The organism is Kitasatospora sp. NPDC092948 (assembly GCF_044754805.1).
GTDB lineage: Bacteria > Actinomycetota > Actinomycetes > Streptomycetales > Streptomycetaceae > Kitasatospora.
The window spans coordinates 158,570-177,438 of sequence record NZ_JBIVPU010000010.1 but is presented as its reverse complement, the minus strand read 5'-3'; the positions used below and the strand labels follow the sequence as shown (position 1 = coordinate 177,438).

20 protein-coding genes are annotated in these 18,869 nt (G+C 73.5%); 12 read left to right on the top strand and 8 right to left on the bottom strand.

The genetic code is table 11. The annotated features are described in order from the left end of the window. Positions 1-128: 128 nt before the first annotated feature. On the top strand, positions 129-851 hold the full coding sequence (locus tag ACIQF6_RS26390) for an ArsR/SmtB family transcription factor (RefSeq protein ID WP_400899200.1): 723 nt from the start codon (positions 129-131) through the stop codon (positions 849-851). 144 nt (positions 852-995) lie between these two features. Here the strand turns inward: ACIQF6_RS26390 and ACIQF6_RS26385 are convergent, their stop codons facing one another. Together ACIQF6_RS26385 and ACIQF6_RS26380 are read right to left on the bottom strand one after the other, a co-directional pair. Next, the gene (locus tag ACIQF6_RS26385; RefSeq protein ID WP_400899198.1) at positions 996-1,694 is read right to left on the bottom strand and encodes an ABC transporter ATP-binding protein; all 699 of its coding nucleotides are present in this window, start codon (positions 1,692-1,694) and stop codon (positions 996-998) included. 25 nt (positions 1,695-1,719) lie between these two features. Beyond that, positions 1,720-2,763, bottom strand: coding sequence for an FtsX-like permease family protein (locus tag ACIQF6_RS26380; RefSeq protein ID WP_400899196.1), 1,044 nt, complete (start codon positions 2,761-2,763; stop codon positions 1,720-1,722). Between the two features lie 188 nt (positions 2,764-2,951). Here ACIQF6_RS26380 and ACIQF6_RS26375 point away from each other — a divergent pair, with 188 nt between their 5' ends. The 6 genes from ACIQF6_RS26375 to ACIQF6_RS26350 all read left to right on the top strand — a co-directional run bounded on the left by ACIQF6_RS26375 (position 2,952) and on the right by ACIQF6_RS26350 (position 7,688). Further along, on the top strand, positions 2,952-4,283 hold the full coding sequence (locus tag ACIQF6_RS26375; protein ID WP_400899194.1) for a sensor histidine kinase: 1,332 nt from the start codon (positions 2,952-2,954) through the stop codon (positions 4,281-4,283). 32 nt (positions 4,284-4,315) lie between these two features. Continuing rightward, a complete protein-coding gene (locus ACIQF6_RS26370) occupies positions 4,316-4,975 on the top strand; it encodes a response regulator (protein ID WP_400899192.1) in 660 nt (219 codons plus the stop codon). Positions 4,976-5,026: 51 nt separating this feature from the next. After that, positions 5,027-5,674 carry a helix-turn-helix domain-containing protein gene (locus ACIQF6_RS26365; protein ID WP_400899190.1) on the top strand — a complete coding sequence of 216 codons (648 nt, stop codon included), beginning with the start codon at positions 5,027-5,029 and terminating at the stop codon, positions 5,672-5,674. Positions 5,675-5,676: 2 nt separating this feature from the next. Beyond that, positions 5,677-6,615, top strand: a complete 939-nt coding sequence (locus tag ACIQF6_RS26360) for a hypothetical protein (RefSeq protein WP_400899188.1) — start codon at positions 5,677-5,679, stop codon at positions 6,613-6,615. A 131-nt stretch (positions 6,616-6,746) separates the two neighbouring features. Beyond that, positions 6,747-7,136: a VOC family protein gene (locus ACIQF6_RS26355; protein ID WP_400899186.1), complete on the top strand. Its 390-nt coding sequence runs from the start codon at positions 6,747-6,749 to the stop codon at positions 7,134-7,136. Between the two features lie 60 nt (positions 7,137-7,196). Next, a complete protein-coding gene (locus tag ACIQF6_RS26350) occupies positions 7,197-7,688 on the top strand; it encodes a hypothetical protein (RefSeq protein ID WP_400899184.1) in 492 nt (163 codons plus the stop codon). Positions 7,689-8,151: 463 nt separating this feature from the next. Here ACIQF6_RS26350 and ACIQF6_RS26345 read toward each other — a convergent pair whose 3' ends face one another. After that, on the bottom strand, positions 8,152-8,625 hold the full coding sequence (locus ACIQF6_RS26345) for a carboxymuconolactone decarboxylase family protein (protein WP_400899182.1): 474 nt from the start codon (positions 8,623-8,625) through the stop codon (positions 8,152-8,154). A 333-nt stretch (positions 8,626-8,958) separates the two neighbouring features. Between ACIQF6_RS26345 and ACIQF6_RS26340 the strand changes: the two genes are divergently transcribed. After that, positions 8,959-9,531 (top strand): LLM class flavin-dependent oxidoreductase, encoded by a 573-nt coding sequence (locus tag ACIQF6_RS26340; protein ID WP_400899179.1) that lies wholly within the window; start codon positions 8,959-8,961, stop codon positions 9,529-9,531. A gap of 42 nt (positions 9,532-9,573) precedes the next feature. On the opposite strand, the gene ACIQF6_RS26335 is transcribed toward ACIQF6_RS26340, so the two are convergent. Continuing rightward, on the bottom strand, positions 9,574-10,083 hold the full coding sequence (locus ACIQF6_RS26335; RefSeq protein ID WP_400899177.1) for a hypothetical protein: 510 nt from the start codon (positions 10,081-10,083) through the stop codon (positions 9,574-9,576). Positions 10,084-10,149: 66 nt separating this feature from the next. Next, on the bottom strand, positions 10,150-11,160 hold the full coding sequence (locus ACIQF6_RS26330; protein WP_400899175.1) for a hypothetical protein: 1,011 nt from the start codon (positions 11,158-11,160) through the stop codon (positions 10,150-10,152). Between the two features lie 711 nt (positions 11,161-11,871). On the opposite strand from ACIQF6_RS26330, the gene ACIQF6_RS26325 reads away from it, so the two are divergent. Both ACIQF6_RS26325 and ACIQF6_RS26320 read left to right on the top strand, forming a co-directional pair. Beyond that, entirely contained in the window at positions 11,872-12,108 is a 237-nt protein-coding gene (locus ACIQF6_RS26325; RefSeq protein ID WP_400899173.1) for a hypothetical protein, read from the top strand. Positions 12,109-12,208: 100 nt separating this feature from the next. Beyond that, entirely contained in the window at positions 12,209-13,228 is a 1,020-nt protein-coding gene (locus tag ACIQF6_RS26320) for a nitronate monooxygenase (protein ID WP_400899171.1), read from the top strand. A gap of 447 nt (positions 13,229-13,675) precedes the next feature. On the opposite strand, the gene ACIQF6_RS26315 is transcribed toward ACIQF6_RS26320, so the two are convergent. After that, positions 13,676-14,170, bottom strand: a complete 495-nt coding sequence (locus ACIQF6_RS26315; RefSeq protein WP_400899169.1) for a GNAT family N-acetyltransferase — start codon at positions 14,168-14,170, stop codon at positions 13,676-13,678. 25 nt (positions 14,171-14,195) lie between these two features. Then, positions 14,196-14,555: a nuclear transport factor 2 family protein gene (locus ACIQF6_RS26310; RefSeq protein ID WP_400899167.1), complete on the bottom strand. Its 360-nt coding sequence runs from the start codon at positions 14,553-14,555 to the stop codon at positions 14,196-14,198. Between the two features lie 126 nt (positions 14,556-14,681). Between ACIQF6_RS26310 and ACIQF6_RS26305 the strand changes: the two genes are divergently transcribed. Next, positions 14,682-15,359 (top strand): RibD family protein, encoded by a 678-nt coding sequence (locus tag ACIQF6_RS26305; RefSeq protein WP_400899165.1) that lies wholly within the window; start codon positions 14,682-14,684, stop codon positions 15,357-15,359. Positions 15,360-15,462: 103 nt separating this feature from the next. Here ACIQF6_RS26305 and ACIQF6_RS26300 read toward each other — a convergent pair whose 3' ends face one another. Further along, on the bottom strand, positions 15,463-16,908 hold the full coding sequence (locus ACIQF6_RS26300) for an aminopeptidase P family protein (RefSeq protein WP_400899163.1): 1,446 nt from the start codon (positions 16,906-16,908) through the stop codon (positions 15,463-15,465). 219 nt (positions 16,909-17,127) lie between these two features. Between ACIQF6_RS26300 and ACIQF6_RS26295 the strand changes: the two genes are divergently transcribed. Continuing rightward, complete coding sequence (locus tag ACIQF6_RS26295) at positions 17,128-18,867, top strand: ABC transporter substrate-binding protein (protein ID WP_400899161.1); 1,740 nt, start codon at positions 17,128-17,130, stop codon at positions 18,865-18,867. Positions 18,868-18,869: the final 2 nt, after the last annotated feature.

Here is an 18,869-nt window from a genome sequence, read left to right as displayed (position 1 = left end):
CGAAGTGGGGGTGCCGTGTGGCCCGCTGGGGCTGGGGGTGCGGGCTGGTCCGGCAAGGTCGGCCGGGCGGGCCGGTGGCCGGGGACCGTTCGGCGGGCGCCGAAGTGTCCGCGCGGCACCATGGACGGGTGGACACCTCGCTCAGCGCCCGTCGACTCGCCGATACGGCGGCTCTGCTCGCCGACTCGACCAGGGCCGGGATCTGTCTCGCCCTGTTGGACGGCCGGGCCTGGACGGCCGGCGAACTCGCCCGGCTGGCGAAGGTCGCCGCCCCCACCGCTACCGGCCACCTCAACCGGCTGGTCGCCGCCGGGCTGCTCGCCGAGGAACGCCAGGGCCGTCACCGTTACCTGCGCCTGGCCGGCCCCGCCGCCGCCGAACTCGTCGAAACGCTGGCCCAGTTCACCGGTGCCGGGCCGACGCCCGCGGCGACCTCGCTGCGCGGCGCCCGCCGGGACGGCGAACTCGCCCGCGCCCGCACCTGCTACGACCACCTGGCCGGGGAGCTGGGCGTCACCGTCACCGACGCGATGACCGCCCGCGGCCTGCTGGACGACCGGCACGGTCTCACCCTCACCTCGGCCGGCGCCGACTGGCTGGCCGCGGCCGGCATCCCCGTCGCCCCCGGCCGCCGCGCCGCCGTCCGTGCCTGCCTGGACTTCACCGAACGCCGCCCGCACCTGGCCGGCGCCGTCGGCGCCGCGCTGTGCGCGCACGCGCTGACGGCCGGCTGGGTGGAACGCCGCCCGGACAGTCGGGCGGTCCGGGTCACCGAGTCGGGGGAACGGGCGCTGCACGAACTGCTGGGCGTGCGGTGGGCCGTCGTCCGAGCCGCCGGGGGCGCACGCTGATTCGGCGGACGACGCAGCGCGGTGCGGGTGCGGGTGCCGGTGCGGGTGCGGGTGCGGGTGCGGGTGCCGTTGCGGGTGCGGGTGCGGGTGCCGGTGTCGGTGCCGTTGCGGGCCGTCGGCGGTACCGGGTGAGCTGTCGGTGGGCTAACGGGCCGTCAGGCGGCCGTCCTGCATTTCCAGGACCCGGTCGGTGCGGCCCAGCAGGTCGCGGTCGTGGGTGACCATGACGGTGGCCGTGCCGTGGGTGCGGGTGATGTCGGCGAGCAGGTCGACCACCTGCGCGCCGCGCTCGTGGTCCAGGGCCGAGGTCGGTTCGTCGACCAGCAGGACCGACGGGCTGCCGAACAGGGCGCGGGCGATGTTCACCCGCTGGCGTTCGCCGCCGGAGAGCTGGTGCGGGCGGCGCCGCTGCTTCGGACCCGCCAGGCCCACGGACTCCAGCAGCTCCTCGGCGCGGCGGCGGGCCTGGGCGGGGCGGCGGCCGCGCACCGATTCGAGGACCAGGAGCTGTTCGAGGGCGGTGAGCGAGGCCAGCAGGTTCGACTGCTGGAAGACGATGCCCAGGCGTTCGCGGCGCAGCGCCGTCCGTTCCCGGTCGCCGAGCGCGCCGGCGTCCACGCCGTCGATCAGGACCTGCCCCGTGTCGGGGCGCTGGAGCGTGGCGGCGACGGCCAGCAGGCTGGACTTTCCGGAGCCGGACGGGCCTGCGACGGCCGCGAACTCGCCCGGGGCGACCGTGAGTTCGACGTTGTCGAGGGCGGTCAGCCGACTCTCGCCGTCGGGGTAGGTGAGGGTGATGCCGCGCAGCGCGAGGCCGGTGCGGACGGCGGTGGTGGTGGTCATGGCGAAGTCCTCAGGGGGCGTAGGGTCAGCGGTTGGCGCCGAGGGCGGCGAGCGGGTCGACGGCGGTGATCCGGCGCACCGCGAGGGCCGCGCCCAGCAGGCCGAGCAGCACCATCGCGCCGACCGGCACCGCGACCGTCGACACGCCCACGTCGAACGGCACCGCCGCCGACGCGAACGCCCCGCCGACCGCGCCAATCGCCCCGCCGAGCAGCGCGCCCGCCAGCAGGACGGCCGCGGCCTGGGCGAGCGCGTCGCGCACCAGGTAGCCGCTGGACGCGCCGACGGCCTTGAGGACCGCGATGTCCGGGCGGCGCTGCACCGTCCACACCGTGAAGAACGCGCCGACCACCAGGGCGCTGACCGCGAACAGGAAGCCCTGGATCAGCTGCAGACTGCCCTGCTCGGCCGCGTACCCGTTGATGCCCGACAGCGCGTCGGCACGGGAGACCGCCTTCAGGTCGGCGGGCAGGCCGTGCGGGGCGCCGTGCACCGCGACCGCCGTCGGCTGCTTCTGGCCGGAGACCTGCTGCCACGTCGCCGGGGTGGTCCACACGCTCGGCGCGTGCGACAGCGAACGCTCCGCGGTGACGGCGCTGACCGTCAACTTCTGCGCGCCGAGAGTGACTTGGCTGCCGGGGGACAGGTGATACTGCTTCGCGACGTCGGAGCCGACGGCGACCTCGCCGTCCCCGGGCGCCGCACCGGACGACAGCGGCGGCAGCAGCGCCGCGTCGGTGCCCAGCACACTCACCGAGGCCGCGCCGCCGGGCGCCGTCAGCCGGGACATCGCCACCCCCAACGGGTGCGCGTCCTTGGTGCCCGGGGCCGCCGCCACCTTCGCCTGCTGGTCGGCCGTCACCGTGCTGGAAGCGAACGACACCTCCGGCTCGGCACCGGCCGGCGCGCCGAACACCACGCCGTCCACCGGGAGTTCGGCGACCGTCGAGGACGCGGCCGAGGCCAGCCCGCCGGTCAGGCCGTACAGGAACACCACCAGGGTCGTGATCAGAGTGACCACCGCGCCCATCAGGGCGAACCGCCCACGGGCGAAACGGATGTCACGCAAGGCGACGAACACGGGAAACCTTCCGACGGACAGCGGGCGAGACCACTCCACCCTCGCGCTTTTCGACCGCCCTGCCATCGGGGAGACGGCGGACTGTGCACCGTCCGAGCGGTGCACCCGAAAATCCATCGAACGGTTGATGCCGCGCCGCGCCGACCGGCCACCGCCGCCCCGTACCCTCGGACAGCGTGCCCCGTACCGAACCACCCCCGCCCGCGAGCCCCGCCGGTCCGCGCCGCCCGTCCGCCGGTCCGCGCCGTCCGGCCGTCGGCCCGCACCGCTCGCCCGCCGGCCCGACGCCCGCGCTGCGGCTGGCCAACCTCGCCGTGCACGGCCTGTTCTTCACCCTGCTTGCCGTGCTGCTGATCCGGGCCGCCGCCAACGGCGAACTCGGCGCGGCCGGCTGGGCCTGCACCGGGGCACTCGCCGTTGCCTACGCCGCGGGCGGGGTGCTGCGGCAGATCCGGGAATCACGGGTGCTGGGCACCGTCTGGCTGCTCGCCGTCGCCCTGCTGTGGATCGAACTCACCCTGCACCATCCCGAGTTCAGCTACCTCGCGTTCCCGCTGTACTTCGTCTGCCTGCACGTGCTGCCGCTGCGCTTCGCGCTGCCCGCCGTCGCCGCGCTGACCGCCGCGGTGATCGCCGCCCAGGCCACCACCCCCGGCGGCCTCACCACCGCCAAGGTGATCGGCCCGCTGGCCGGCGCCGTCGTCGCCCTGCTCACCGCCTACGGCTATGCCGCCCTCTACCGGGAGAGCCGGGCCCGCCAGCAGCTCATCGACGACCTGGTCCGCACCCGCGGCGAACTCGCCGCCAGCCAGCGCGAAGCCGGCCGCCTCGCCGAACGCCAGCGCCTCGCCCGGGAGATCCACGACACCCTCGCCCAGGGACTGTCCGGCATCGTCCTGCTCGCCCGCGAAGCCGCCGCCGCCCTCCCCGACACCCCGTCGGCCGCACTCCCGCTGCTCCGCGAGATCGAACAGAACGCCTCCACGAACCTCGCCGAGGCCCGCCGCTTCGTGCACGCCCTCACCCCGCCCGCGCTCGACGACACCACCCTCGCCGACGCGCTGCGCCGCCTCGCCGACGGCGCCGACGCCGCCTTCCACCTCGACGGCGAGCCCTACCCCCTGCCCGTCGAGGCCGAGGTCGCCCTGCTGCGCCTCACCCAGGAAGCCCTCGCCAACGCCGTCCGGCACGCCGCCGCCCAGCACATCGCCGTCACCCTCGGCTACCTCGACGACACCGTCACCCTCGACGTCTACGACGACGGCACCGGCTTCGACCCCGCCACCGCACCCGCCCCGGGCTCCTTCGGCCTGCACGGCATGCACGAACGCATCGCCGCCCTCGGCGGCGCCCTCACCGTCGAATCCACCCCCGGCGAAGGCACCGCCGTCGCCGCGACCCTGCCGCTGCGCGCGATCGACCCGCCGGCCGTGGAAGCCCCCCGGGCGCGTCCGACGACGCCTCCCGGCACCGCCCTGCGCCTGCGGCTCGCGGGGGTGCGGCGGTGAACGGGGGGTCGGCGGTGAGTGGGAGCGCGGCAGTGAACGGAGGTCCGGCGGTGGTCCGGGTGCTGGTGGTGGACGACCACCCCGTGGTGCGGCGCGGCCTGCGCGCGATGGTCGACGACCTGCCCGATGTCACCGCCGTCGGCGAGGCCGCGGACGGGGCCGCCGCGCTCGACCTGCTCGCCGCGCTGCCGGCCGGGCAGCGCCCGCACGTCGTCCTGATGGACCTTCAGATGGGCAGCGGCATGCACGGCGTCGAAGCCACCCGCCGGATCACCGCGCTGCCCGACCCGCCCGCCGTGCTGATCCTCACCACCTACTCCACCGATGCCGACATCCTCGCCGCCGTCGAGGCCGGCGCCACCGGCTACCTGCTCAAGGACGCCCCGCCCGAGGACCTCGCCGCCGCCATCCACGCCACCGCCCGCGGCGAGACGGTCCTCGCCCCGCCGGTCGCCGCCCGCCTGCTCGGCCGCGTCCGGGCCGGGCGCCCCACGCTCTCCCCGCGCGAGGCCGAGATCCTGCAACTCCTCGCCGAGGGCCTCCCCAACCGGCAGATCTCCAAGCGCCTGTTCATCAGCGAAGCCACCGTCAAGACCCACCTGGTGCATATCTACGACAAGCTCGGCGTCGACTCCCGGACCTCGGCCGTCGCGGCGGGCCTGGCGGCGGGCCTGATCCGGCCCGCAGGCTGAGAAATTCCGGACTCGGTCCGAAATTGGACTCGGTCTGTGTAGGGTGGGGGTATGGTCGGACTGCGAGAACTCAAGAAGGAACGCACCGGACGCCGGATCGCCGAACAGGCCCTGCGCCTGTTCGCCGAACGCGGCTTCGAGGACGTGACGATGGGCGAGATCGCCCAGGCCGCCGAAGTGGCCCGGGCGACCCTGTTCGCCTACTACCCCACCAAGGAGTCGCTGGTCCTGGCCGACGTGGCCGGCGACGACCTGGCCGCCGTGGTCGCCGACCGCCCCGACGGGCAGTCCGCCCTCGCCGCGCTGCGCACCCACCACCGCGCCCTGACGGCCGGGCAGGTCGCCGCCGCCGACCTGCCCGCCCTGCTCGCCCGGGTCCGGGTGATCCAGGCCAGCCCCAGCCTGCGGGCCGCCGCCGACAGCCTCCAGTACCGGCAGCGACAGGCCCTCGCCGACGTGCTGGCCGAGGAACACGGCGACGCCGCCGGCACCCTGATGGCCGCCCAGATCGCCGCCTCGCTGGCCGCCCTCCAGGAACGCCACTTCGCCCGCCTGGTCGCCGGCACGCCCGCCGAACAGGCCGGCCGGATCCTCGCCGAAGACCTCGAACTCGCCTTCGACCTGCTGGAACACGGCCACGGCGGCGGTTACGGCGGCCGCGGCAGCAGCAGTGGCAGTGGCGGGACGGAGGCGCGCTGACCGTGCATACCCTGGGCATCACCTACGACACCGGGACTTTCACCGGCGAACGCCTCACCCGCCGCCGCCACGACCCCGCGCAGGTCCGCCGCGACCTGACGGTGATCGCCGACGACCTGCACTGCGACGCCGTCCGGATCACCGGCGGCGACCCCGAACGGCTCGATACGGCCGCACAGTTCGCCGCCGAAGCCGGACTCGAGGTCTGGTACTCGCCGTTCCCCGCCGACCTGCCGCCCGCACAACTGCTGCCGCTGTTCGCGGACTGCGCCCGACGGGCGGAGGCGCTGCGCCGCTCCGGCGCCCGGGTGGTGTTCGTCGCGGGCTGCGAACTCAGCGTGTTCGCCGAAGGGTTCCTGCCCGGCGCCACCCACCTCGACCGGCTGCACGCCATGACCACCGCCGACCTGGACTGGTGGCTGTCGCTCGGCCCCGTCCCGGAACGGCTGAACGCCTTCCTCGCCGAGACCGCGACGACCGTCCGCCAGGAGTTCGCCGGCCCCGTCGGCTACGCGTCCGGGCCGTGGGAGCCCGTCGACTGGACCCCGTTCGACCTGGTCGGCCTCGACGCATACCGCTCCGCGCAGAACACCGCCGAGTTCCATGAGCAGCTGCGCGCCGCCCGCGCCCACGGCAAACCCGTCGCCGTCACCGAGTTCGGCACCTGCGCCTACCGGGGTGCCGCCGACCTCGGCGGCATGGCCTGGCAGGTCCCGCCCGGCGCCGTCCCCGACGAGAGCGAACAGGTCCGCCACCTCGACGACCTGCTCGACGTCTTCGAACAGGAGGGCATCGACAGCGCCTTCTGGTTCACCTTCGCCGCCTACGACAAGCCCGGCGCCCGCGACCTCGGCTCGTACGGCGTGGTCCGCACCCTGGACGGCGACCGGTGGGAACGCAAGCAGGTGTTCGACGCGATGGCGGCGCGGTACGGGCGCTGACGGGAACCCACTCGGCCGCCGCCGCGTCGGCCGGGGCGGCGAAGAACGTGACGACAGTGCTCACCGGGCCTTGCCGGCAAGGGGCTTGGCCGGGGTACCGGCCGCACCCGTGGTGCGCGAGAATCGGGCGCATGGTGAGAGTCGGTTCGGTAGTGGTGGGTGTGGCGGACGTGGCGCGGGCGGCGGCGTTCTGGACGGGGGCCCTCGGGTACGTGCCCCGGGAGGAGATGACGGACGACTGGGTGGTCCTGGTGCCTGCGGACAGCAGCGGGGACGGGAGCGGGGGCGGGGGCGTTCAGGTGGCGCTGATGCGCACCGACACGCCCGTTCAGGAGCACCCGCGGGTCCACCTCGACCTGTACGCCCGCGACGCGGCCGAGCAGGCCGCCGAGATCGAGCGGCTGCTGGCCCTCGGCGGGCAGCGCGTCGACTGGGACAGCTACCCCGAGGACCCGGACTTCGTGGTGCTCGCCGACACCGAAGGCAACCGCTTCTGCGTGATCGACACCAGCCACCCCTGAGCGCCGGCTCCCGGGAAAACCGCTGGTCGGGCGGGTGGTGGGGCTGACAGGCTGTGGGGCATGGAGTCCTTGCGCGCGGTGGCGAACCGTCAGGTCGTCGGATGGATCCGGCCCGAGCAGCTGCCGATGGCGGCCGCAGAGCTACTGGTCGACGGCCACGACGCGCCGTCGCTGGTGGAGCTGGCCGGGTGCAGCGGCCGGGAGCGGAGCGCCGAGCTGGAGCAGCTGTGGCATCGGGCACTCGACGAACTGGGCGTGCAGCAGTCGGAGTCGGAGTCGGGGTCGGAGGAGGTGGAGCGCTGGGCGCTGCACGACATCGCCGCCCGGCTGGCCTCCGGCGAGATCCGGTCGATGCCCGAGGTGATGGCCGCCGCCAACGGGCTGGACGGCGCGGAGGGGGAGGCGGAGCTGCGCTTCCTCCGCGCCGTCAGGGAGGGCTGCTGCGAGGGCTGCGTCACCGAACAGGCCACGGCCGGAGGGTCGGAGCCGTTCGCCGCATGGGAGGCGCAGGTCCGCGCTGCTGCGGCCGCCCTTGTGGCGGGCCGGCGGTGAGGCGGAGATCGAACCTGGAGCGGGTGCGCCTGGTTGCTCTGCGGTCCTGCTCGGGCGTGCCGGGAGCCGATTAACTTCCAATGACAGCCGGGGAGTTGGTGACAGAAGACGACGAATTGCCGCTGGTGCAGGGGGGACTTCGGCCTGCCGTACCCCGGGCCGGTGGACGGCGAGCGATGGCTGCTGCGCGGGTGGTGGCCGGCGGCGTGGCGCACGGGGAACTCGCCGAGGCGGTGATTCATCGGCCGCTCGACGAGCTGGACCGGGGGAGGAAGCCCCGGACGGGCTGCTGGCCGTCCACTGCGAGTGCCGTGTCGGGTTCCTGGCACCCTGGGGAATCTCCTCCGGCGGGAGGCCGACGTGCGGTCCGCTGTCGCCGTCCTCCTCGCGAAGGAGTGAACCCGGCCGCCCCCTGCCGTAATGCCCCGGGGCGTCACGGCAGGAGGCGGGGCGAGGTGGGGCGTCAGGCGAACTGGCCCGGGACGTAGTCGCCGGCGGGCTGGCGGATGATGACGTTGACGCGGTTGTAGGTGTTGATCAGGGCGATCAGGCCGACCAGGGCGATCAGCTGCTCCTCGTCGTAGTGCTTGGCGGCCTCCGCCCAGACCTCGTCGCTGACCCCGCCCGCGGCGTCGGCGATCCGGGTGCCCTGCTCGGCGAGTTCCAGGGCGGCGCGCTCGGCGTCGGTGAAGCAGGTCGCCTCCCGCCAGGCGGCGACCATGTTCAGCCGCTGCTGGGTCTCCCCGGCGTGGGTGGCGTCCTTGGTGTGCATGTCGGTGCAGAAACCGCAGCCGTTGATCTGGCTGGCCCGGATCTTCACCAACTCCTGGGTGGCGGCGGGCAGCGAGGAGCCGCCGATGGCCGCGCCGGCCGAGTTGATGTGCTTGATGATCTTCCCGGCGAGCGGGCTGCCGAAGTAGTTGAGGCGAGCGTTCACGGTGCGGGCTCCTTGTCGTGTGTACTTCTGCAAGGACTGACCCCGCTGCGCCCCCGAATGTGACGGCCCCGCAGATGTGACGCCCGTCACGCTACCGGTCCGGGCCGGTCAGTCCGCGCAGGCAGGCCCGGCCGGATCGCGGCGCCGGGAATCGGCGGAACGGTTGTCGGCGCCAAGGCCGGCCGAGAACGGGCGTTGCGCTCCCTGGCTGCGGGATGGAGCTTCAGTGCGCGCGGACCCCGTCGATGGACAGGTCGAGCAGTCGGTCGGCCTCGGCCGCGCCGCCGGGTCCTCCCTGGTGGCCGAAGCGATGGCGCCGACGAGTTTGAGCAGTTGGGTGATGGGGACGTCTGGGCGTGCGGCGTTCGCGCGGCGGGCGCGGTCGAGGACCTCGGCTACGGCACCCTGTGGTTCGCCGAGACCACCGGGCGGGAGGCCATGGCGCAGGCCGCGATCCTGCCGGCCGCCACCGGGCGGGAGGCCATGGCGCAGGCCGCGATCCTGCCGGCCGCCACCGGGCGGATCACCGTGGCCGCCGGCATGGCCGACATCCACGCGCGCGACGCGGTGACGACCGGCGCCGCCCACCGGACCCTGGAGGAGGCGTTCCCCGGGCGATTCGTGCTCGGGCTGTGGGAGAGCCACCTCAGCCTCGCCGAGAACGTCCGCGGGCACCGCTTCGACCCGCCGCCGGCCGCGATGCGCACCCACCTCGACATGCTGGACGGCTCCCCGTTCGGTCCACCCGGCACGGCAGCTCCGCAGCCGCGTCTGCTCGCCGCCTGGACCGGGGCATGCTCGCGATCGCCTCCGAACGCGCTCGGGGCGCAACCGTGTTGGGCATGCCCGTCGAGCACACACGAACGGCGCGGACGGCGCTCGGCCCCGACGCACTCCTGGCCGTGACCCAATGGAACAGCCGGCCACCCGCCTGCTGCCCTGACCGGATCAGTGCGGGCCCGTCCCGACGCTGCGCACCCACACCGGGAAGGGCGGGAACTCCGGTTCGGGCGCCGACTCGTCAGGAACGTCGTCGAGACCGTCGTCGGAAGCGTCGTCAGGAGTGAAGTCGAGTTCGGTCCAGGGGACCGTGCCCGGCTGCTCGTCGCGCAGGTAGCCCTCGACGACCGGACCGAGGTCGTCGACCGGCCGGTACGCGCCGCCGAAGGGCAACTGTTCGGCGGGCACCGACCCGGTCGAGCAACGGAGCTGGCCGGCCTGGTCGTCGTGCCATACGTAGAAGGTCGCCATGCCGGTGAAGCCCAGTGTGTGGATGCGCTGCCCGATGCGTTCGGCGGTGTGCTCGAAGGCGGCGACCACCTCCGGCACGGACAGCGCCCGCCGGTCCTCGTCGTCGGTGCTCAGCCACCAGGTGTTGGTCTCCCACTCCACCCGCCGGTCGGCCGGCTCCAGCGCCAGCGGTTCGTCCGCCACCTCGGCGATCCAGGTCAACAGCATCCGGCGAGTGTTTCGGCGTGGCCGTTGCTCCGCAAACCGGTGGAGCAACGGCCATGGCCTCTTGGTTCAGTGGCGGGTCGGTCCGCGGTCGAGGTGGGCGACGGTCAGGTTGGGGTCAATGCCGGTGGAGTACGCGGCGTTGGCGATGTAGGCGGTGCGGCCGTGGACGGCGACGGAGGTCGGGTTCTGGAGGCCGTCCGCCGCGGTGAGGACGGTGGAGTGGGTGCCGTCGGGGTCGACCAGGAGGACTTGGCTGGGGCCCTGGGCGATGGCGGCGAGGAGCTGGTCGCCCCGGCCGGTGAAGTCGAAGTCGTCGACGGGGCCGAGGCCGGTGGCCCGGGTCTCGACCGGGCCGGGACGGCCGTTCCGGCCGATGGGGACGCGCAGGATCGTGCCGTGCGAGATGTTGCCGACCCAGACCGCGTTGTCGTGCACCTTCAGGCCGTTGGCGCCGAGGTTGTCGGCGGTCGGCGCGAACTCCGGGGCGGTGGCCCAGCGGGTGGCGGTCCCGCCGGTGACGGGGGCGGTCCAGACGGTGCCCAGGTTCGAGTCGGCGATGTAGAAGGTGCCGGTGCGCCCGTCCAGCGCCATGCCGTTGGGGAGGCTGTCCGCCGGGAGGGAGACGATGTGCTCGGGTGTGCTGCGGCCGGGCCTCAGCCGCCAGACGCCGGTGAAGTCCGGGCGGCCCGCGACGTACAGCGCGTACAGGGTGCCGTCCTCGCCGCGGGCGATGCCCATGGCGATGGGCTGACCGAAGACCGGGGTGTGGACGCCGCCGTCGGGCGGGGTCGGGAGCGTGGCCAGCACCCGGGTGCGACCGTCGAGAGTGACGTGTGCGATCTGGTGGCTCACGGAGAACGTGACGTCGGCCGAGCCGTCGGGCTCCACGGTGATGTTCTCCGCCGTCTGGCCGGCAGCCAGGTCGAAGTGTGCGGCGACGCGTGCGTGACTGACGCCGGCCACCGGGCCGGCGGCCGTGGCGGCGGAGGCCGAGCCGGTCGGCGTCATGGCGAGCACGGTGGCGGCCGCCAGGATGCCGGCGGCGAGTGCCGGTCGGGACGTGAGTGTCTTGGACAAGGTCGTTTCCCCCGAAAGAAGTTGTGCGACGAGCGCCGGCCGAGGCCCTGCCTCCCGGTCGCTACTGGCGTGAATCCGTGGAATCGTCCGGCGGGCAACCGGGACGATCGGTGCGGTTGCTGCGCCGACGTGACTGATGGTCAGCACCGGGACGGAGCCCGACAAGGGAGGCGTAGGCCGTTCCGGACATGCGCGGGGTGGTTCGCAGCGGAGAAGACCGGCAGTCAGGACACTCCCGAGGCGCGCAGTGCCGGAAGTTGCTCCGCGCCTGATGCGTGGCGACAGGGAAAGGCGTGCAGCCACGGTGAGGTGCCGCGACCGTCGGCCGGGGGAGTGGGCGCGCGGCACGCGGCGGGTGCGGCGCTTCCCGGTGCAGTCGGCCGGTTCTCGCCCCTCGGCGTCCGGCGTTTCCCGCGCAAGGGTCCGAGGCCCGTGCGCAGGGCGGCGCGCGATTGTAGGTTCGTCATTTACTCGCTTTTTTCGAGTTGTTGAAACGTCGGCGAGCTTTTCGGAGGACATGACACCTGCTCGGAGCGGCAGTTGACTTCCGAGGCAGAGGAGCGAAGACGCGCGGGGCAGGCTGGGCGTGTGAAGATCACGGGTGGGGCGAACATTCCGGCAGGGGGTTCCGGTCAGGGGCGGGTCGACGCGATCCGGCCACTCGGTGTGCTCACCGTCGGGGGCGGACGGGTGCGGCCGGGGATCCGCACGATGCCCGGGTTCGTGCGGCGGCTGATGACAGTGGAGCTGCCGGACGGCACACCGGAGGAGATCGTCGAGGTCGTCCCCTGCCTCGGCCGCTTCGGAACGCGGGGTGTCGGACTGCGCACCGTCGACGGGCGCCACCACTACCTCTGGACCGGGGCCACGGCGAAGGTCCTCGACGCCTGCCGCAGCGAAGGCTTCACGGTGACGACCGACGTGCAGAACTGCGACTACCGGTCCTGAAACACCGGCCGACCCCCGTCGAATGGCCGCCGGCGCGATCCACCGTGAACGTAGGGTGGGCAGCGACCGCAGTGGGCGCGCACGGAGGCGAGGGGACGGCATGGCATTCGACTGGGAGGTGCCGCTGATCGCGGCCCCGATGGCGGGCGGGCCGAGCACGCCCGAGCTGGTCGCAGCCGTCAACGGCGCGGGCGGCCTAGGGTTCCTCGCCGCCGGGTACCGGACGGTCGACGGGACGCTCGATCAGATCCGCCGGACCCGCGAGCTGACGGACCGTCCGTTCGGCGTCAACCTGTTCGTGCCCGCGCCGCCCTCCGACCCGGGGCCGGTCGCCGCCTACCGCGAGCTGCTGCGGCCGGAGGCCGAGCGGTGGGGCGTCGAACTGCCCGCCGAGATCAGGTCCGACCGGGACGACTGGGAGGCCAAGCTCGAAGCGCTGCTGCGCGACCCCGTGCCGTACGTCTCCTACACCTTCGGCCTGCCCGAGCGGGCCGAGGCCGAGGCGCTCCGCGCCGCCGGAATCCGCCAACTCGGCACCGTCACCAGCCCCGAGGAGGCCCGGGCCGCGACCGCACTCGGCATGGACGCCCTGACCGTCCAGGGCCCGGAGGCCGGCGGCCACCGGGGCACCCACCGCGCCGAGGATGTCCCCGGCACTCTCCCGCTGCTCGAACTCCTCGCCGCCGTACGGGAGGTGACGGCCCTACCGCTCATTGCCGCCGGCGGCCTGGGCGACGGGCCGGCCGTCGCCGCCGCGCTGCGGGCCGGCGCGGTTGCCGCCCAGCTCGGCACCGCGTACCTGCGCACCGACGAATCCGGCGCCTCGGCCGCCCACCGTCGGGCCCTGGTCGAACTCCCCGACACCACCGTCACCCGCGCCTTCACCGGCCGCCCGGCCCGGGCCCTGCGCAACGCTTTCGTCACCCGCTACGACGCCGACGCCCCGCCGGCGTACCCCGAAGTCCACTACCTCACCCAGCCCCTGCGAGCGGCTGCCGCCAGGCGTGAGGACCCGGACGGTATGCATCTGTGGGCGGGCACTGCGCACGCGTTGGCTCGTGAGGGGGGTGCGGGGGCGGTGACGCGTGTGTTGTGGGGGGACGCGCTGCGCGCGGGGTGAGGGTGAGGGGGGGTGTTGGGCTGCTGCCGTCAGGCGTGAGGGCCCGGAGGGTGTGCATCTGTGGGCGGGTGCCGCGCACGCGTTGGCTGGTGTGGGGGGTGCGGGGGTGGTGACGCGTGCCTTGTGTTGTGGGGGGATGCGCTGCGCGCGGGGTGAGGGTGAGGGGGGGTGTTGGGCGGCTGCCGTCAGGCGTGAGGATCCGGACGGTGTGCATCTGTGGGCGGGCACTGCGCACGGGTTGGCTCGTGAGGGGGGTGCGGGGGTGGTGACGCGTGTGTTGTGGGGGGATGCGCTGCGCGCGGGGTGAGGTGTTGGGCGGTTGCCGCTTGGAGGGTGCCTGTGGGCGGGTGCCGCGCATGCGTTGGTCCGGGCGGGCGGGCGGGCGGCGCGGTGGAGGTGGCTTGGGTGTTCTGGGGGGACGCTCGGCGCGCGGGGCGTAGGGCCGGTTTACGGGTGGAGGGTGTGGCGGTACCAGGTGCCGTGTTTGCCGCCGAGGTCGGCGGGGGTGGCGGGGCCGATCGGGACGAATCCGGTTTTGGTGAGGACTTTTCGGGAGGCGGGGTTGTCGTCGGAGACGGCCGCCCGCAGGGTGTGCAGGCCGTGTGCGGCCGGGGCTGTCCGGCACAGCTCTCGGACGGCCGCGGTCGCCACGCCGCGGCCGGCGGCGTGCTCGGCGACCCGGTAGCCGAGGACGGCGGCGCCGTCGGCCAGGTCGTAGAGGTTGAACCTGCCGAGCACCGAGCCGTCCTCGTCGATGTACAGGTAGAAGGCGCACTCGCCGGCCTGCTGCTCGGCGAGCGCGGCCCGGTGGCGGTCGGTGAACTCGTCGAAGTATGCGTCGCCGCGGTCGGTGATCGAGGCGGCGAAGTAGGCGCGGTTCGCCAGCTCGAAGGCCAGGACGGCGGGGGCGTGGTCGGCGTGCAGCGGCGTCAGCTCGGGCATGGCCCGACCGTGCCAGGGGCGGTGCTCAGACGACATCGGCGCTGCCCTCCCGGTAGATCTTCGCCGCGGTGATGCGGCCGTCGCGCAGCCGGTAGAAGCCCGCGACGGAGCAGGTTCGTTCCTCGCCCGCGACAGTCATCGTTTCGACGAGTTGGCAGGCCGCACGGTCGGCGTCCGCCAGGAGGTTCTGGACCGTCAGCCTCGGCAGCAGGCCGGCCATGGCGTCGGCGAACAGTTCGGTCAGCGCGGTGCGGCCGCGGACGACCGTCGTCCCGGTGATCCACACCGCGTCCTCGGTGAAGCCGTCCATGAGTGCGGCGAGGTCGCGGTGGTTGAAGGCGCGGATGTGCTCGCCGATGGCGGCGGCGACGGTCGAATCGGTCACCGGCACAGTGTGCCGGGCTCGCGCCGCCCGTGCCCGGGAATTTTCGACGGGGCGACGGGCGGGCGCCCGTGGCGTGTGATCATGCCGGAGGACCGCCCGAGTCCGACCGCGAAGAACGGAGCCACCATGGCCGAGCGCCCCCACGTGCTGCTGAGCGTCGCCACCTCGATCGACGGGTACATCGACGACACCTCGCCGTCGCGGCTGCTGCTGTCGAACGCCGAGGACTTCGACCGGGTCGACCGGCTGCGGGCCGAGTCGGACGCGATCCTGGTCGGCGGCAACACGCTGCGGTCGGACAATCCGCGGCTGCTCGTCAACAGCGAGCAGCGGCGGGCCGAGCGGGTGGCCGCCGGGAAGCCGGCGTACCCGTTGAAGGTGACGGTCACGGCGAGCGGCGACCTCGAACGGGGCCTGAACTTCTGGCAGTTCGGCGACCGGAAGGTCGTCTACACCACCAGGGCCGGCGCGGCGAGGCTGGGCGACAGTCTGGACGGGCTGGCCGAGGTGGTCGGCATCGGGGACTCCGTCGACTTCGGGGCGATGCTCGACGATCTGGCCGCGCGCGGTGTGCGGCGGCTGATGGTGGAGGGCGGCGGCCGGATCCACACCCAGTTCCTGGCGCTGGGCCTGGCCGACGAGGTCCGGCTGGCGGTGGCGCCGCTGCTGGTCGGCGAGGCCGGTGCGCCGCGGTTCGTGTACCCGGCCGCGTTCCCGGGCGGCAGCACGCGCCGGATGAGGCTGTTGGGCGCGGAGACGGTGGGCGACGTGGTGGTGCTGCGCTACGCGCCGAAGGAGAACTGACGCGGCGTCGGCCCGGGCGGGCCGGTTCGCGGGCGGGTCGTGGCCGGTTCGCGGGCGGGTGCGGCAGTGAGCAGCCTGCGCACCCGCCCGGCGGCCCCGGTTGTCAGGCCAGCAGTTCGCCCATCCAGGACTCGATGCCGTCCACCGTCCGCGGCAGTGCGGCGGACATCAGGCGGGCGCCGTCGGCGGTGATGACCAGGTCGTCCTCGATGCGGATGCCGATGCCGCGCAGGGCGGGCGGCAGGGTGAGGTCGTCGGGCTGGAGGTAGAGGCCGGGCTCGACGGTGAGCACCATGCCTTCCTCCAGGACGCCGTCCAGGTACGTCTCGGCGCGGGCCTTCGCGCAGTCGTGGACGTCCAGGCCGAGCATGTGGCCGCTGGCGCAGAGGGTGTAGCGGCGGTAGAGGCCGGAGTCCTCGCGCAGCGCCTGCTCGGCGGGGACGGGGAGCACGCCCCACTCGGCGAGGCCCTCGGCGATCACGCGCATCGCGGCGCGGTGGAAGTCGCGGAAGGACGCGCCGGGGCGCAGCGCGGCGATGCCGGCGCTCTGGGCGGCGAGGACGAGTTCGTAGGCGTCGCGCTGGGCGGGGGAGAAGGCGCCGGACAGCGGCAGGGTGCGGGTGATGTCGGCGGTGTAGAGGGTGTCGGTCTCCACGCCCGCGTCCAGCAGCAGGAGTTGGGCGGGGTCGAGCGGGCCGTCGTTGCGGATCCAGTGCAGGACGCAGGCGTGCGCGCCGGAGGCGACGATGGTCTCGTAGCCGGTGCCGTTGCCCTCGGCGCGGGCGCGGGCGTTGAACGCGCCCTCCAGGACGCGTTCGCCGCGGTGGTGGCGCAGGGCGTCGGGCAGGGCGCGGACCACGTCGGCGAAGCCGGTGGCGGTGTGGTCGACGGAGAGCTGGAGCTGCTCGACCTCCCACGGGTCCTTGATCAGGCACAACTCGCTGAGCGCGGCCGCGAGTTGTCCGTCGCCGGCGGCGCGGTCGGCGGCCGGGCGGCCGGCCAGGGCGTCGAGTGCGGGGTCGACGCCGGCGAGGACGCGGGTGGGGGTGTTGCCGGTGAACAGCTTCGGCAGGTCGTCGAGGTGGGCGGTGCGCAGCCCGGTGAGCCGGCCGGCCTCGGCGAGGTCGGGGCGGCGGCCGACCCAGAACTCGCCGTAGCGGCGGTCGCGGTAGAACTCGGCGGAGCCGTCGGCCCGGTCGGAGCGGGGCCGCAGGTACAGCACGGCCTCGCCGTCGGGCTCGATCACCAGGACGTGGCCGACCTGCTCCTCGCCGGTCAGTCCGGTGAGGTGGGCGTAGGCGCTGTTCGGGCGGAAGCGGTAGTCGCAGTCGTTGCTGCGGATCTTCAACTGCCCGGCGGGGACGAACAGTCGCTCGCCGGGGAAGGCGGCGGCGATCCGGGCCCGGCGGGCCGGGAAGTACGCGTGGCCGGGGACGCGGGCGTCCGCGGGCAGGGGGGTGGCGGCCCACTGGCCGGCCATGTAGGCGGCCAGGGCGGGGGTGATGGGCAGGTCGTGGCTGCCGGTGTTCAGTGCGGGCTGGTCGGCCATCGCGGGGGGACTCCTCGAAGCGGGGCAGGGTCAACTGTTGTGAGCGGCAAGGACATTGCACTGCTGAGCGGCGGGCAATGACACGGCTCGGTAACGGTCGGGCCGCCTCATTGCGCAGTGCAATTTCACATTACTATGTTACGGGTCACACCTCAGAGCGGGCCAGACCCCGGCGGCACGGATCCCCGGTTGAGCGGCCCCCAGTTTCGGAGTGCACTCATGAACAGGCGTACCCACACCGCCCTCGCGGCGGCCATCGCGGCATCCCTCACCCTCGCCCTCGGCGCGTGCAGCAGCAGCGGAAGCGACACCGGCGACACCGGCGGACAGCAGGGGGTGACCACCGCGGGCAACGGCATCGTCGGCGGCACGCCGGTCAAGGGCGGCACCCTGACCATCCTGTCGAACCAGGACTTCGACCAGCTCGACCCGGCCCGCAACTGGACCATGCCCGTGATGGACGTCGGCGTGCGCATGCTCTACCGCACCCTGACCACCTTCAAGGCCGCCCCGGGCGCCGAGGGCCTGAAGCTCGAACCCGACCTGGCCACCGACCTCGGCACCCCCAGCGACGGCGCGAAGACCTGGACCTTCCACCTGAAGGACAACCTCAAGTACGAGGACGGCACCCCCATCACCGCCGACGACATCAAGTACAACGTCGAGCGGTCGTACTCCCCGGAGCTGCCCGGCGGCCCCGACTACGCGGTGCGCTACCTCAACGCCCCGGCCGGCTACCAGGGCCCGCTCGGCGGTGAGCGGCTCGGCAAGGAGGCCATCGAGGTCCCCGATGCCAAGACCATCGTCTTCCACCTCAAGCGCCCGGTCGCCGAGTTCGCCTTCACCGTCTCGCTGCCCACCTTCTCGCCGGTGCCCAAGGCCAAGGAGACCGGCGCCAACTACTCCAACCACCCGGTCTCCTCCGGCCCCTACAAGATCGAGAGCTACGACCGGGGCAAGCGCATGGTGCTGGTCCGCAACACCAACTGGGACCAGGCCACCGACCCGGTCCGCAAGGCCTACCCCGACCGGATCGTCGTCGACCAGACCCTCAAGGGCACCGGCATCGCCGACCGCCTGATCGCCGACCAGGGCGACGACCGGAACGCCGTCTCCTACGTCGACCTGGTGCCCGCGAAGATCTCCGAGGTGCTCACCAACCCCGACGTGAAGAAGCGGCTGGTCAGCGAGAACGCGGGCTGCACCACCAAGCTGGACATGAACACCACCAAGGCCCCGTTCGACAACGCCAAGGTCCGCCTGGCCATGCAGTACGCGGTGGACAAGGAGTCCTTCGCCGCCGCCATGGGCGGCCCCGCGTTCAACGACATCGCCACCACCTACCTGCCGCCGGTGCTCACCGCCGGCGCGCCCGTCGACCACTTCATGATCAAGCCGGGCGGCGACCCCGAGAAGGCCAAGCAGCTGCTCGCCGAGGCGGGCTTCCCGAACGGCTTCTCCACCGAGCTGGTCACCTCCACCGGCGGCAAGGCGCAGGCCGAGGCCGTCCAGGCCGCGCTGAAGCGGGCCGGCGTGAACGTCACCATCACCACCGTCGACCCCACCGCCGTCAACTCCATCGTCGGCGACAAGGACAAGCAGCCCGGCCTCACCAGCCTCGGCTGGTGTCCCGACTACCCGTCCGCCGCCACCTTCCTGCCGATGATCTTCGACGGCCGGGCGATCAAGGACAAGGGCAACAACGGCAACATGACCCGGTTCAACGACCCGGCCGTCAACGCCGAACTCGACCGGATCGCCGCCATGGACGACCTGCAGAAGGCCAACTCCGCCTGGCTCGCCCTGGACGCCAAGATCATGGACGCCTCGCCCGCCGTCCCGATGGTCTGGCAGAAGAAGCCCGTGCTGGTCGGCTCCAACATCGCCGGCGCCTACGCCCACCCGGTCTGGGCCGGCCAGTTGGACTACGCGGTCATCGGCCTCAAGTCCGTGAACTAGAC